This is a genomic window from Georgenia sp. Z1491, assembly GCF_049856175.1.
GTDB lineage: Bacteria > Actinomycetota > Actinomycetes > Actinomycetales > Actinomycetaceae > JB111.
In genome coordinates, this window is sequence record NZ_JBNDNA010000012.1 from 1 (window position 1) to 14,547 (window position 14,547).

The window sequence follows — 14,547 nt, forward strand, 5'->3', positions numbered from 1 at the left end:
GACCGCTTTGATGAGGACCTCGTACTTCGCCACCGTTCACGATGTCGTGGGACATCCGATCCCGACAGGGGGCAGTCGTTCACGATGTCTGGGGACACCCGTTCACGATGTCCTGGAACCAGACACCCCTCCGGACACGCATGTGATGTCCCAGGACATCGCGAACGGCTGAACCCCCGGTGGCGGGGGTTCAGCCGTTTTGTCGTTGGTGGCCGTGGACGGTGCGGGCTGGGGCGCCGTCGACGGTCGCAAGATCGCATGTGGCGGCGCTCCCCTGTGGATGTCAGCGCCCTCTCGACCCGATGCGTCTGGTGGCTGTCGGGACGAACCTGCGTCGAGTGGGCAGCAGCCTGCACGAGGCGGGCCTCCCACGTGCGTGTTCCTGCCCATTCGATCTGTCTGGACCGTGGGCGCCCGTTCGACGCATCCCGTGGACGTGTGTTGCCCTCTCGCTGGCGTGCGCAGCGGAGAGCTTCTGGACGGTGACCGCTGTGATGAGGACCTCGTGCGCCGCTGCCGTTCACGATGTCGTGGGACATCCGAGTCCGGCAGGGGGCTGTCGTTGACGATGTCCGGGGACACCCGTTCACGACGTCCTGGAACCACACACCCCTCCGGACACGCAACACGGCCGGTCCCCAGCTCGGGGGCCGGTCGTTCGCGTCGGTTCGGGCGTCGGCGTGATCAGCCCCGGTTGTCGGCGTCCGGCGCGGTGCCGCGATCGGCGGTCCCGCCCTCGCGGTCGGCGCTCGCCTCGGCCTCCCGGCCGGCGTCCGGCGCGTCGTCGCTCCCGGCGCCCGCGTCCTGCGCACGTCCGTTCCCCGCGGCCTGGGTACCGTCCGCCCCTGCCTCCCGCGCACGGTCGTCGTCGTGCCCGAGGGCGTTGCCGGCGGCGTCGCGGGCCTTGTCGATCATGCCGTCGTGCTTGCCGCCGGTGGCCTTGCGTGCCGCGCCCTCCACCTTGTCGAGCAGCTGCTCGCCCCGCTCGCCACTCAGAGCGTCCTTGGCCTTGTTCAGGTAGTCGCCGATCCCCATGCCGGTCTCCTCGTCGTCGTGTCCTGCGTGTTCCGCGATCGGCCGCCGGGTCCACGGGGCCGGTCATCGGTCGGGGAGCCAGTCTGGCGGATGACGTCCGACCTCGGCGATCGCGTCGCTCCGCTCAGGATCCCTGCCAGATCGCACTGACCGGGGTGTGCGGGCACACGCGCTCCCACTCGGCCTCGTTCTCCGGGGTGCCGTGCCCGCCGCCGAAGCTCTGCTCGCTGCCGTCGAGGGCGACGACGCGTCGCTCTCCCTCGATCTCGTACTCGACCACGAGGCCGTCGTCGGTGACCCGCCCGATCGCGTTGGGCAGCATCAGCCCCGTCCCGTCGCCGTCGTAGCCGCTGTCACCCGCGAATACCGGGCACCGTTCAGGGGAGGCGAACACGTTCCCGATGCTGAGCGCCTCCATCACCGGCTGGCCCGGCGAGTGCGCCCAGGTGGGGACGGCAAAGGTGTCCGGGTCGGGTGAGCTGCCGTCGTCGGACCCGGCTCCGCCCGACGACGTGCCGTCGGATCGAGCCTCGTCCGACGACCTCTCCTCCGGCGGTGCGGTCACGTCCGTAACGGGAGTGGACCAACATCCGGCGAGCAGCGTCGCGCCGACGAGGGTGACGAACGAGACGGTCGGTCGTCGCACGGTGTCCTCCAGGTGGCGGACCGCCCGGGGAGGGACGGTGACAACCATGGTGGACGCGGGCCCGGCGCGGCTGGTGCCTCGTGGCACATCGGTGACCGACGGTCGTCGGATCGTGACCTGACCGACCTGACCGACCTGACCGACCTGACCGACCTGACCGCGCGACGCGCGGGGCTCTGGGTACGTGCACCGCGCGCCCGGGGACGCGGCTAGCCTGGACGATCGCCGTGCCGCAGGTTCCGGCGCGCACCGGTCCCGGCGCACCGGTCCCGGCACGTTCCGCTTCCGGCCCGCACCGTCCGACGGCGACAACCCCGACGTCCACCCCGACACCCCCCGAACGAGAAGGTCCGCCCGTGAGCACACCCCTGGAGCACTACGCCCTGCTGTCCGACCAGCGCACGGCCGCACTCGTCGCCCGCGACGGCAGCATCGACTGGCTCTGCTTCCCACGGTTCGACTCGTCGGCGGTGTTCACCGCGATCCTCGGGACGCGCGAGGACGGGCGCTGGCTCCTCGCCCCGCCCGAGGGCGAGCTCGTCTCCCGCGACTACGTGGACGACACCTTCGTGCTGGAGTCCCACTGGTCCACACCGACCGGGACGCTCACCGTCACCGACTTCCTGCCGATCGACGAGGACCCCGCGGCCCCGACGGCGGACCTCGTGCGCACCGTGACCTGCACGTCGGGCAGCGTCGAGGTGACGCACGACCTGCGGCTGCGGTTCGACTACGGCGCCGCGACGCCGTGGCTCCAGACGCTCGAGGTGGACGGCCGCACGGAGATCCACGCGGTCGCCGGCCCGGACTCGCTCGCGCTGCGCGGCCCGGCCCTCGAGCAGGTCAACGGGTCCTGCCGCGGGCACTTCGCGATGGAGGAGGGCGAGGAGCACACCTGGGTGCTCAGCTGGTCGCCGTCCTACCTCCCGGACGCCGCCCCGCGGCCCGAGACGCTGACACCGGTCGCGACGATCGCCTACTGGCGCGCCTGGGCGGCACGGATCGACGCGCGCGGTCCGTACGCGGACCAGGTGCGCCGCTCGCTGCTCGTGCTCCGGGCACTGACCGAGCGGCTGACCGGTGGCATCGTGGCGGCGCCGACGACGTCCCTCCCGGAGGAGTTCGGCGGCAGCCGAAACTGGGACTACCGGTACGTCTGGCTGCGTGACTCGGCCCTGACGATCGAGGCCCTCCTCAGCCACGGTTTCGTCACCGGCGCCCACGCATGGCGTACCTGGCTGCTGCGTGCCATGGCCGGCGACCCCCGTGACCTGAGGATCATGTACGGGCTCGACGGATCCCGGCACCTTCCGGAGCACGAGCTCACCCACCTGGACGGCTACGAGGACTCGCGGCCGGTGCGCATCGGCAACGGGGCGGCCGACCAGTACCAGGCCGACGTCGTCGGTGAGGTCATGGTCGCGCTCGACCTCGCCCGTGACGCGGGACTGGAGGAGACCGAGTTCTCCTGGGGCCTGCAGAAGGCGCTCCTCGACTACGCCTGGGACCGGTTCGACGACAAGGACCACGGGATCTGGGAGATGCGCGGCGAGCCTGCGTACTTCACCCACGGCCGCGCGATGATGTGGGCGGCGTTCGACCGTGGCGTCCGCGCGGTCGAGCGGCACGGGCTCGACGGCGACGTCGAGGCGTGGCGGGAGCGCCGGGACCTGCTGCGTGAGGAGATCCTCACCCGCGGGTGGAACGACGACATCGGTGCATTCACCCAGACCTACGGCTCGACCGAGGTCGATGCGTCGCTGCTGCAGCTCGCCCACATCGGATTCGTGGCCTACGACGACCCGCGCATGCTGTCCACCGTGGCCCGCATCGAGGACGACCTGCTCGACGCGCACGGCTTCCTGCACCGGTACCGGACGGCCTCCGGGCTCGACGGGCTGGCCGGCGACGAGTACCCGTTCCTCATCTGCTCGTTCTGGCTCGTCGAGCAGTACGCCCGCACCGGGCGGGTCGACGAGGCGCGGCGCATGATGGACGCCCTGGTCGCGACCGAGTCAGACCTCGGGCTCCTCGCGGAGGAGTACGACCCGCGGGCGGGCCGGCTCGCCGGCAACTTCCCGCAGGCGTTCAGCCACCTGGGCCTGGTGCGGGCCGCCGACGCGCTCGACCGCCGATCCGAATCGGCGTTCGAGGCCGCGGACAGCTAGCGCCTCGGGGCAGGAGGCCGAGAACCGGGCCAGGTGACCGAGCGCGGCCCGGTAGCGCCCGGCGGTGCCTCAGCGGGAGAGGTCGCGGACGAGCAGCGCCTCGAGGCGATCGCCGGGCTGCACGCGGTCGGCCTCCTCGGGCACGACGGCGAGGGCCTCGGCCCGGGCCAGGCTCGCCACCAGGTGCGAGCCGGCACCGAGCGGGTGCGGGGGCTCGGCCACGAGCTCGTCACCGACCCGCCGCAGCGCCACGGGCGCGTACTGCCGTCGGCCGGCGCGGGTGCGCCAGGCGCGTCCCGCGACCACCGGCACCGTGCGGCCGGCCGCCGCCGGGTCGGCCCCGGACAGCAGAGCGAGCAGGGGTCGCACGATCACGTAGAAGCTGACGAAGGTGCTCACCGGGTTGCCGGGCAGCGCGAGGACCGGCACGCAGCGGTCGTCGTCGAGCGCTCCCGCGCCCTGGGGGCGGCCGGGCTGCATGGCGACCTCATGGAGCGTGAGGCGCTGCCCGAGCGCCTCCCGGACCACCTCGTAGGCGCCCTGCGACATCCCGCCGGAGGTGAGCACGAGGTCGGCGTCCGTGCCCGCGCGCGCGAGCGTCGCGCGCAGGGCGCCGACGTCGTCCGCGCACCGCTCGAGCACCGGGACCGCCCCGGCCTGCGCGACCAGGGCCGCGAGCATCGGGCCGCCCGAGTCCGGGACGCGGCCGGGCGCGGGCACCGTGCCCGGCGGGCTCAGCTCGTCACCCGTGGCGACGACGAGGACCCGCGGCCTGGGCACCACCGGCACGGTCGCGCGCCCCACCGCTGCGGCGGCCGCGACGTGCGCGGGGGACACCCGCTCGCCCGCGGTGAGGACGACGTCGCCGACCCGTGCGTCCTCGCCCGCGACGCGCACGTGCGCGCCCACGCTCGGCCGCTCGGTCAGCCGCACCCGCGCCGGGGCGGGGCCCGGGCCGGGGCGGTGGTCGGTGAGCTCGACGGGGACCACCGCGTCCGCCCCGGCCGGCAGCGCGGCGCCAGTCATGATCCGCAGGGCCGCCCCGGGCGGGAGCGCCCGCGGCGCAGCCCCGGCGGGCAGGTCCCCGGCGACGGGGAGCTCGAGAGCGTCGTCGGGCAGCAGGTCGATGTCGCAGGCCCGTACGGCGAACCCGTCCATCGCCGAGGCGGTGAACGGGGGGACGGCGACGGCGGCCGGCACCGCGCCCGCGAGGATCCGCCCCGGTGCGTCCGCGAGCAGCGTCTCCTCCGGCTCGACGGCGCCGCGCGCGTCCAGGTAGGCGCGCCCGAGGCCGAGGACCTGCGCGAGGTGTTCAGACACGGGTACGCCGGTACCGCGGTCCGCGACCGGCACGCGGTGCCGGGACGGGGCGGTCATGCCGGCCTCAGGGTGCGGCGCACCGCGTCGAGCGCCTCGGGCAGCGGCGTGCCCCGGCCGACGGCCACGCCCACGAGATACGCCGAGACCGGCGCCATCGACCGCTGGACGCCCTCGGCCACCTCCCCGGTGAGCACGTGCACGGTGTCGACGTCGGGACCGGGATCGACGAGCCCTCGGGGCAGGCCGAGCTCTCGGCAGGCCGACTCCACCCACGGGTGCAGCCGCGCGGCCCAGTCCTCCTGCTCGGTGACCGGCGGGCGCCCGGACCGCCGGACCCGCTGCTCCCACGTGCGTCGGTCGGCGGGGGTGTCGACGTCGTCGGCCTGCGTCCCGGGTGCGGGCGTGGTCGCCAGGGTGAGCGGGGCGAGCAGGTCGCGCACCGACCGGTCCCGCGGGTCGCCCAGCTCGTCGAGCGCACGGCGCAGGGACGCGACCCTGGCCCGCAGGGCGAGCCACTCCCGGCGACCGTCCGGGCGCTCCAGGAGGATCCCGTCGACGCCGTCGGGCAGCGGTCCCGTCCGCTCCAGCGCCGTCACCACGCTCGACGCGCCCGGCAGGTCGCACGCGAGGACGAGGACCTCGTGGTCGAGGGCGCCCGTGTCCGGCGCACCCAGGGCCCGCAGTCCGGCGGCGATGCCTGCGGCCGGCCCGCCGAGCGGCGGGTCCTCCAGGGTCCGCCGCACGTCGGCGGGCACCTCGACGCCCGCGCCGGCCACGACGACGCGCGGCGCGGCGTGCGCGAGCGCCTCGAGGACCAGGTCGAGCATCCGGCGGCCGCCGACGGTGACGTCCGGCTTGGACACGCCGCCCAGGCGTCGGCCCGCCCCGCCGGCCAGGACGATGGCGGCCGGCATCAGAAGTTCACCTCCTCCCAGCCTCGGCGTCCCTGCGGCGGCACACCGGACTTCGACCGGTACACGATGTAGGGGCGGGTCAGGTAGCCCAGCGGCACGCTGAACACGTGCACGAGCCGGGTGAACGGCCACAGGGCGAACAGCAGGACGGCGGAGAAGACGTGGACCTGGAAGAGCGGCGTCGTCCCCGCCATGATCGAGGGGTCGGGCTGGAGCGTCCAGAACTGGCGGAACCAGACCGATATCGTCTCCCGGTAGTCGTAGTTGGCGATGGCTGAGTCCACCACCGTGGCGCCGACGCCGGCGAGGATCGTGATCGTCAGCAGCAGGTACATCGCCTTGTCCATGGGGGTCGTCGCCCCGAACACGCGCTTGTTCGTGCGCCGGCGGTAGATGAGCAGCGCCAGGCCGCCCACGCAGGCCACCGCCGCCGCGAGGCCGATCGTGATCGCCATGATGTGGTACATGTGGTTGGAGAGTCCGACGGCGTCGGTCCAGGACTTCGGGATCCCGAGCCCGACGGCGTGGCCGAAGAAGATCCCGATGATCCCGAAGTGGAACATCGGCGAGCCGATGCTCAGCAGCCTCGACTCGTAGATCTGGCTCGACCGGGTCGTCCATCCGAACTGGTCGTAGCGCCACCGCCAGATGTGCCCGAGCACGAAGAACGCCAGCGCGACGTACGGGACGATGACCCACATGACGGTGTCGACCGTCGACGGCTCGTTCATCACCGTGCTCCTTTCACGAGCGGCAGCAGGGGATGGCCCGAGGGGGAGGTCGTCGGTTCGACGTGGTCGTTCCCGTGGTCGTGACCGGAGCAGTCGTCGTCGCGGTGCATGAGGGGCGGCATGTCGTGCTCCGCCCCGTAGCCGTCGAGGCCGACCAGCTCCTCGGCCGGGCCCTCCTCGACGAGGCGGCGCACCGCCTCGTGGTCCTCGCCGTCGAGCTCGGGCAGCGTCGCGCACACGGCCTCGACGACGCCGTGCCAGGGCGAGCCGATGTCCGCCAGGTGGAGGCGGAGCAGCTCGAGGCCGGCCCGGTTGGCGAGCAGGATCTTCTCCGCGGCCGCCGCGTCGTGGCCGGCGCCGAGCTCGAGCACGAGGGTGAGGTGGTCGGGCAGCTCGTCGTCGCGGACGATCAGCCCGGCGCGCCGGTAGGCGTCCTTCACGCGGACGAGGGCCAGGCCCCGGCGGCGTGTGTCGCCGTGGCTGAAGTACGTCAGGTGCAGGCACCCGCGGCGGCGCGTGTCGAACGTGTCGACGTAGCTCGAGCGCAGGTCGTCGACGTCCGGGGCGGCCAGCTCGTCGAGCACGGGGTCGAGCATGTCCGCGTACCGCCGCGGCAGGCGCGTGACGAGCCGGCGCAGGTCGGGCAGGCGGGCGAGCAGCTCGTCGCCCGGGTAGTCGATGAGCCACGACGCCGCGGCCCACACCGCCCGGGTCTCCTCGACGGGGTCCCCGGCGGCGGTCGTGCCGGGCCGCGACGCCCTGCGGACCGGTGTCGACCCGGCGCGCCCGGACGCGGCGTGCCCGGGCGCGTCGCGTCCGGGCGCGCCGGCAGCGCCGTCCGCGCGCCCCGCGACGCCGGGGAAGGCGCGCTCGACGAGGCGGGCGAGGGCACCCATCAGGCGGTCCCCGCGGCCGGGCGGCGGGAGGGGAACAGCCCGGACGGCGTCCCCCTCCCGTCCCAGTTGAGCAGGTTGATGCGGCCGGACTCCGTCGGCCGGGTGTCGACCGGACCGGCGGGCACCCCGACACCGGCCATGCCCATGTCCTGCTCCGGCAGGTGCATCATGCCCGGCCCGCCGTCGGAGTTGAGCGGGCAGTCCGTCCCGACCCCCTCGAGCTGGTGGGCCTGCTCGGAGTGGCCCACCGGGATGACGTAGCGCTCGTCGTACTTCGCGATCGCCAGCAGCCGGTACATCTTCTCCATCGACGCACCGGTCATGCCGACGGCCTCGGCGATCTCCTCGTCGGGCTCGCCGCCGAGGTTGATGTCCCGCATGTAGGAGCGCATCGCGGCCATCCGGGCGAGCACCCGCTGGACCGGGACGACGTCGCCTGCGGTGAACAGGTTCGCCAGGTACTCCACGGGGATGCGCATCTGGTCGATCGCCGCGAACAGTGTGCTCGCGTCCTCGGCGTCGGCACCGGTCTCCTGCACGACGTCGACCACCGCGGACAGGGGCGGGACGTACCAGACCATCGGCATGGTCCGGTACTCCGGGTGCAGCGGGAGCGCGACCTCGAACTCCTTGATGAGGCGCCACACCGGGGACCTGCGGGCGGCCTGCACCCAGTCGTAGGGGATTCCGGCGCGCTCGGCGGCATCCTGGACCTCGGGGTCGTTCGGGTCCAGGAGGACGTCCTTCTGTGCCTCGAGGAGAGCGTGCTCGTCCTCGACCGAGGCGGCGGCGGTGACCTTGTCGGCGTCGTACAGGACGAGCCCGATGTAGCGCAGACGACCCACGCAGGTCTCGGAGCACACCGTCGGCTCACCGGCCTCGATGCGGGGGTAGCAGAACGTGCACTTCTCGGCCTTGCCGGTCTTGTGGTTGAAGTAGATCTTCTTGTACGGGCAGCCGGAGACGCACATGCGCCAGCCGCGGCACTGGTCCTGGTCCACCAGGACGATGCCGTCCTCCTCGCGCTTGTAGATGGCCCCCGACGGGCAGGAGGCGGCGCAGCTGGGGTTGAGGCAGTGCTCGCAGATGCGCGGCAGGTAGAACATGAAGGTGTTCTCGAACTCGAGCTTCACCTTGTCCTGAAGCCCCTTGAGCATCGGATCCTTGTCGCCGGCCGCGTAGGTGCCGCCGAGGTCGTCGTCCCAGTTCCCCGACCACTGGACCTGCACGCGCTCGCCGGTGATGAGCGACTTCGGGGGAGCGGTCGGGATGTGCTGCTGCTGCGGCGAGGAGAGCAGGTTGTCGTACTCGTAGGTCCACGGCTCGTAGTAGTCCTCGATGCCGGGCAGCTTGGGGTTGTTGAAGATCCGCAGCAGCTTGCTCACGCGGCCCCCGCCCTTGAGCCGGAGCCGGCCGCCCCGGCCGACCTCCCACCCGCCCCGCCACTTCTCCTGGTCCTCGTACCCGCGCGGGTAGCCCTGGCCGGGCCGCGTCTCGACGTTGTTGAACCAGATGTACTCCGTGCCCTGCCGGTTGGTCCACGCCTGCTTGCACGTGACCGAGCAGGTGTGGCACCCGATGCACTTGTCGAGGTTCATGACCATCGCCATCTGGGCCATCACTCGCATGTCTCGCTCCTTGTCCGATCCGCGTGCTCAGTACTCGACCGGGGTCGTGCGACGCCGGATCACGGTGACCTCGTCGCGCTGGTTGCCGGTGGGGCCGTAGTAGTTGAAGGCGAAGGCCAGCTGCCCGTACCCGCCCACGAGGTGACTCGGCTTGAGCATGATCCGCGTGAGGGAGTTGTGGATGCCGCCGCGTCGCCCGGACGTCTCCGACAGGGGCACGTTGACGGTGCGGTCCTGCGCGTGGTGCATGTACGCCGTCCCGCGCGGCATGCGGTGGCTGACGATCGCGCGCGCCGAGACCACGCCGTTGCGGTTGACGGCCTCGATCCAGTCGTTGTCCGCGATCCCCACCGCCTCGGCGTCCTCGACGCTCATCCAGATCGTCTGCCCGCCGCGCGAAAGGTTCATCATGAAGAAGTTCTCCATGTACATGGAGTGGATCGCCCACTTGTTGTGGGGCGTGAGGTAGCGGACCGCGATGCCCCCACCGCTGCGCTCGCCGACCCGCGTCTCGCCGAACAGGGCGGTCATGTCCAGCGGCGGACGGAACACCGGCAGCGACTCGCCCATCTCGAGCAGCCAGTCGTGGTCGAGGTAGAAGTGCTGGCGCCCGGTCAGGGTGTGCCAGGGCTTCTTCTTCTCGACGTTGATGGTGAACGGCGAGTAGCGCCGCCCACCGGTCTCGGACCCGGACCACTCCGGCGAGGTGACGACGGGCACGGGGGCGGCCTGGGTGTCCTTGAACGTCACGTGCCGGCCCGCGTTCTCCTCGGCGAGGTCGGCGAGCTGGACGCCGGTGCGCCGCTCGAGGGTGCGGAAGCCCTGCAGCGCCATCTCGCCGTTGGTGGTGCCGGACAGCCGCAGGATGAACTCCGCCGCCTGCAGGTCCGTCTCGATGCTCGGCTGCCCGGCCCCGACGCCGGACTCCACCCGCCCGTTGAGGGCGCCGAGCTCGGCGACGAACTCCTTCACGTCGTAGGTGAGCCCCTTGGTCGTCATGCCCAGCCTCTCCAGCAGGGGGCCGACGGAGACGTACTTCTCGTGGATCGTCGCGTAGTCGCGCTCGACCTCGACCAGGCGGGGCATCGTCCGGCCCGGGACCGGCTCGCACTCGCCCTTCTTCCAGTCCAGGACCTTCCCGCGCGGGGCCGCCATGGCGTCGGCGGAGTCGTGCTGGAGGGGGACGGCGACGACGTCGGTGCGCGTGCCGAGGTGGTCGACCGCCAGCTGGCTGAACCGCTCGGCGATCGTCTTCCACGCCTCCCAGTCGGTCCGCGACTGCCACGGCGAGGAGATCGCCGGGTTGAACGAGTGGATGAACGGGTGCATGTCCGTCGTCGAGAGGTCGTGCTTCTCGTACCAGGTGGCCGCGGGCAGGATGACGTCGGAGTGCAGCGTCGTCGATGTCATACGGAAGTCGAGCGTGAGCAGGAGGTCGATCTTCCCCGCGGGGGCCTCGTCGCGCCAGGTGACGTCGCGGGGCCGGAACTCCGGCGGCGTCTCCTCGGCCCGCACGTCGTTGTCGACCCCGAGCAGGTGCTTGAGGAAGTACTGGTCGCCCTTCGCCGAGCTGCCGAGGGTGTTGGCGCGCCACATCGACCAGATGCGCGGGTAGTTCTGCGGCGCGTCGGGGTCCTCGGCGGCGAACCGGATGTGGCCGTCGCGCAGCTGGTCGACGAGGTAGGGGATCGTCTCCTGGCCGGCCTCCTTGGCGCGGTCGGCCACGTCCAGGGAGCTGATGTCGAACTGGGGGAAGAACGGCTGCCAGCCGAGCCGCTGGGACAGGGCGACGGCGTCGGCGGTCGTCGTGCCGGCGAACGTGCCCGCCCCGGTCCGTGCCGCGAGCCGGTCGGCGCCGAACTGGTCGTAGCGCCACTGGTCGGTGTGCATGTACCAGTAGGTCGTCTGCGTCATCTGCCGCGGGGGCCGCGACCAGTCCAGGGCGTTGGCCAGGTGCAGCCAGCCGCTGATGGGTCGGACCTTCTCCTGGCCGACGTAGTGCGCCCAGCCGCCGCCGTTGACGCCCTGGCAGCCGGTGAGGTTCGTCAGCGTGAGGAACGTGCGGTAGATGGTGTCGGAGTGGAACCAGTGGTTCGTGCCGGCGCCCATGATGATCATCGAGCGGCCGCCGGAGTCGCGGGCGTTGGCGGCGAACTCGCGGGCGATCCGGGCCGCGGCCTGAGCGGGGACGCCGGTGATGGCCTCCTGCCAGGCCGGGGTGGCGGGCTGGGTGGCGTCCTCGTAGCCCGTGGGCCACGAGCCGGGCAGGCCCGGGCGAGCGACCCCGTAGCGGGCGAGCAGCAGGTCGTAGACGGTGGTGACGAGCCGGCCGCCGACGCGGCGGGCCGGGACGCCGCGCAGCACGTCGTGCGCCTCGCCCTGGTCGGCGGAGTCGAACCGGGGCAGCGCGACCTCGACGGATCGCTCGGCGTGCTCGATGAGGCTCAGGGCCGGCACGAGGTCGCCGAGGTCGAGGTTCCAGCGGCCCTCGCCGTCGGCGGCGAACCGGTGGCCGAGCGTGCCGCCGGGCACGGCCGGGTGGCCGGTGACGGCGTCGAGCATGACGGGCTTGAACTCGGCGTGCTCGGTGTCGGCCTCCTCGCCCACGAGCTCGGCGCCGAGGTCGTCCGCGACGACGAACTTCCCGGCCTGCCACGCGCCGCCCTCGCCTGAGGTGAGCTCGACGAGGAACGGCAGGTCGGTGTAGCGGGAGACGTAGTCGGTGAACCGCTCCGTCGGCTGCTCGACGAAGAACTCGCGCAGGATGACGTGCCCCATCGCCATCGCGAGGGCGGCGTCGGTCCCCGGGTGCGGCGCGAGCCACTCGTCGGCGAACTTCACGCTCTCCGCGTAGTCGGGCGCGACGGAGATGACCTTCTGGCCGCGGTACCGGGCCTCGGTCATCCAGTGGGCGTCCGGGGTCCGGGTGAGGGGGACGTTGGAGCCCCACATGATGAGGTAGGAGGCGTCCCACCAGTCCCCGGACTCCGGGACGTCGGTCTGGTCGCCGAAGACCTGGGGCGAGGCGGGCGGCAGGTCGGCGTACCAGTCGTAGAAGCTGAGCATCGAGCCGCCGATGAGCTGGTGGAAGCGGGCGCCGGAGGAAAACGACACCTGGCTCATCGCGGGGATCGGGGAGAAGCCGGTCGCCCGGTCCGGCCCGAGCTCCTTGACCGTGTAGACGTAGGCCGCGGCGACGATGTCCACGGCCTCCTTCCAGGTGGCCCGCACGAGACCGCCCTTGCCGCGGGCCGACTTGTAGCGGCGGGCCTTCTCGGGGTCCTCGACGATGGACTTCCACGCGAGGACCGGGTCGCCGCCGGGCACCTGCTCCCGCGCCTCCCGGAACAGCCGGACGAGCTCGCCGCGCACGTACGGGTAGCGCACCCGCGTGGGGGAGTAGGTGTACCAGGAGAAGGAGGCACCTCGCGGGCAGCCCCGGGGCTCGTACTCGGGTCGGTCCGGCCCCGCCGACGGGTAGTCGGTCTGCTGCGACTCCCAGGTGATGATCCCGTCCTTGACGTACACCTTCCACGAGCAGGACCCGGTGCAGTTGACGCCGTGGGTGGAGCGGACGACCTTGTCGTGGCTCCAGCGGTCCCGGTAGAAGGAGTCGCCGGATCGCCCGCCCTCGAGGTGGATCTCCCGGTTGTCCGGGCTGACGGGGGCCCGGGAGAACATCTTGCGCACGCCGATGAGGGCGTCCGTCAGCGAGCTGTCGAGGCCGGGCGCGGTGCCCCGCTCGGAGTCCCGGACGGTCATGAGGTCCTCCCGTGGTCGTGGTGATCGGCGTCGTGGATCGGCACCTCGTGGTCGGCGGCGGTGCGCCGGCGCGCCGCCCGGCCGACCATGAGGGTGATGACGACGGCTCCGGCCGACGCCACGGCGAGGGCCAGCAGGCCGAGCCCGTAGTTGGACTGGTTGATCCACAGCTGACCGAGGATGAGCGGCGGGACGAAGCCGCCCAGGCCGCCGGCGGCACCGACGAGTCCCGTGATGGCGCCGACCTTCGACGGGTCGGACGCCTGGCCGACGAGGCCGAACACGGCGCCGGTGCCCAGGCCGAGCCCGACCGCCATGACGAGGAAGGCGGCGGTGCCGATCCCGGACAGCGAGGGGTTGATGCTGAGGACGACCGCCATCGCCGTGACCGTGAGGTAGGAGGCGAGCAGGGTCGTGACGGCACCGATGCGGTCGGCGAGCAGGCCGCCGACGACGCGGCAGGCGACGGCCAGGACGACGAACCCGCCCATCCGGGCCGCGGCGTCGCCGGCCTCGAGGCCGTACTCGTTCTGCAGGTAGGTCGGCAGATAGACCGAGAAGGCGACGTACCCGCCGAACGCGATGGCGTAGAGGTACATCGCCTGCCACGTGAGGGCCAGGCCGGCTGCGCCCCGCACCTTGGCGACCATCGACGTCCTCGAGGGCGTCCAGGCCGGGGCGTCGCGCATGAGGAACCAGGCGAGAGCGGCGTAGAGCGCCAGGACGGCCGCGGCCACGAGGAAGGGGACGGTCTCGCCCGCGCCGACGTGGAGCGGGACGGTGGTGAACGCCGAGATGGCGGTGCCGACCATGCCGGCGCCGTAGATCCCCAGCGCGAGGCCGCGCCCGCTGGGCGGGAACCAGGCGTTGACGAAGGGCACACCGACGGCGAACACCGTCCCCGCGATTCCGAGGAAGAATCCACCGACGAGCAGGGCCGTGTAGCTGTCCTGCCCGAAGAATCCGAGGAACAGTACCGGGACGATGCTGACGACCGAGATCAGCGGCATCATCACGCGACCGCCGTACCGGTCCGTGAGCGCGCCGACGGGAATCCGGCCGAGCGAGCCGACGAGCACCGGGACCGCGACGAGCAGGGCCGAGTCCGCCGTCAGACCCTTCTCGACGAAGGTCGAGCCCAACGGGCTCAGCAGCGCCCAGGCCCAGAAGTTCAGCATGAAGCCGACGGTCGCCAGCACGAGCGCCCGCGTGCGCGGCCCTCGGCCCGTGTCCGTGACTGCGGAGCCCGAACCTGCGTCCACGTCCACCCTCCCCGACCATTCAACGGCTTTCGAGGAGCATAACCACGACACGTATTAAGAAAGACATTGATGCGGTAATCATTCGGTGTGCATTCCGGACATAAACGACGTGAGTGATCATGGCGGTCGGGTGTTCCTTCCGCTTTTTCTCATTGGTCGTTCATCGTTCAGCGTTCGTCGCCCGT

Annotated in this window: 10 protein-coding genes; 1 reads left to right on the forward strand and 9 read right to left on the reverse strand. The window is 72.2% G+C overall.

Annotated features, from left to right (window positions below):
- Nucleotides 1-684: 684 nt before the first annotated feature.
- Nucleotides 685-1,035, reverse strand: a complete 351-nt coding sequence (locus tag ACPYO4_RS12390) for an antitoxin (protein WP_425709553.1) — start codon at nt 1,033-1,035, stop codon at nt 685-687.
- Nucleotides 1,036-1,159: 124 nt separating this feature from the next.
- Nucleotides 1,160-1,600, reverse strand: coding sequence for a hypothetical protein (locus ACPYO4_RS12395; protein ID WP_425709554.1), 441 nt, complete (start codon nt 1,598-1,600; stop codon nt 1,160-1,162).
- 437 nt (nt 1,601-2,037) lie between these two features.
- On the opposite strand from ACPYO4_RS12395, the gene ACPYO4_RS12400 reads away from it, so the two are divergent.
- Entirely contained in the window at nt 2,038-3,849 is a 1,812-nt protein-coding gene (locus ACPYO4_RS12400; RefSeq protein WP_425709555.1) for a glycoside hydrolase family 15 protein, read from the forward strand.
- A gap of 69 nt (nt 3,850-3,918) precedes the next feature.
- Here ACPYO4_RS12400 and glp read toward each other — a convergent pair whose 3' ends face one another.
- From glp to ACPYO4_RS12435, 7 genes are read right to left on the reverse strand one after another with little or no spacing between them, the layout of a single operon-like run.
- Entirely contained in the window at nt 3,919-5,169 is a 1,251-nt protein-coding gene (gene glp / locus ACPYO4_RS12405) for a gephyrin-like molybdotransferase Glp (protein ID WP_425709556.1), read from the reverse strand.
- A gap of 53 nt (nt 5,170-5,222) precedes the next feature.
- Nucleotides 5,223-6,083, reverse strand: a complete 861-nt coding sequence (locus tag ACPYO4_RS12410) for an NTP transferase domain-containing protein (RefSeq protein WP_425709557.1) — start codon at nt 6,081-6,083, stop codon at nt 5,223-5,225.
- A complete protein-coding gene (gene narI / locus ACPYO4_RS12415) occupies nt 6,083-6,814 on the reverse strand; it encodes a respiratory nitrate reductase subunit gamma (RefSeq protein WP_425709558.1) in 732 nt (243 codons plus the stop codon). Before narI ends, ACPYO4_RS12410 begins: the two co-directional genes overlap by 1 nt.
- Complete coding sequence (narJ, locus tag ACPYO4_RS12420; protein ID WP_425709559.1) at nt 6,814-7,710, reverse strand: nitrate reductase molybdenum cofactor assembly chaperone; 897 nt, start codon at nt 7,708-7,710, stop codon at nt 6,814-6,816. The genes narI and narJ overlap by 1 nt, the downstream gene beginning before the upstream one ends.
- A complete protein-coding gene (narH, locus tag ACPYO4_RS12425; protein ID WP_425709560.1) occupies nt 7,710-9,338 on the reverse strand; it encodes a nitrate reductase subunit beta in 1,629 nt (542 codons plus the stop codon). Before narH ends, narJ begins: the two co-directional genes overlap by 1 nt.
- Nucleotides 9,339-9,365: 27 nt before the next feature.
- Nucleotides 9,366-13,100, reverse strand: a complete 3,735-nt coding sequence (locus ACPYO4_RS12430; protein WP_425709561.1) for a nitrate reductase subunit alpha — start codon at nt 13,098-13,100, stop codon at nt 9,366-9,368.
- On the reverse strand, nt 13,097-14,362 hold the full coding sequence (locus ACPYO4_RS12435) for an MFS transporter (protein ID WP_425709562.1): 1,266 nt from the start codon (nt 14,360-14,362) through the stop codon (nt 13,097-13,099). The genes ACPYO4_RS12430 and ACPYO4_RS12435 overlap by 4 nt, the downstream gene beginning before the upstream one ends.
- Nucleotides 14,363-14,547 lie beyond the last annotated feature (185 nt).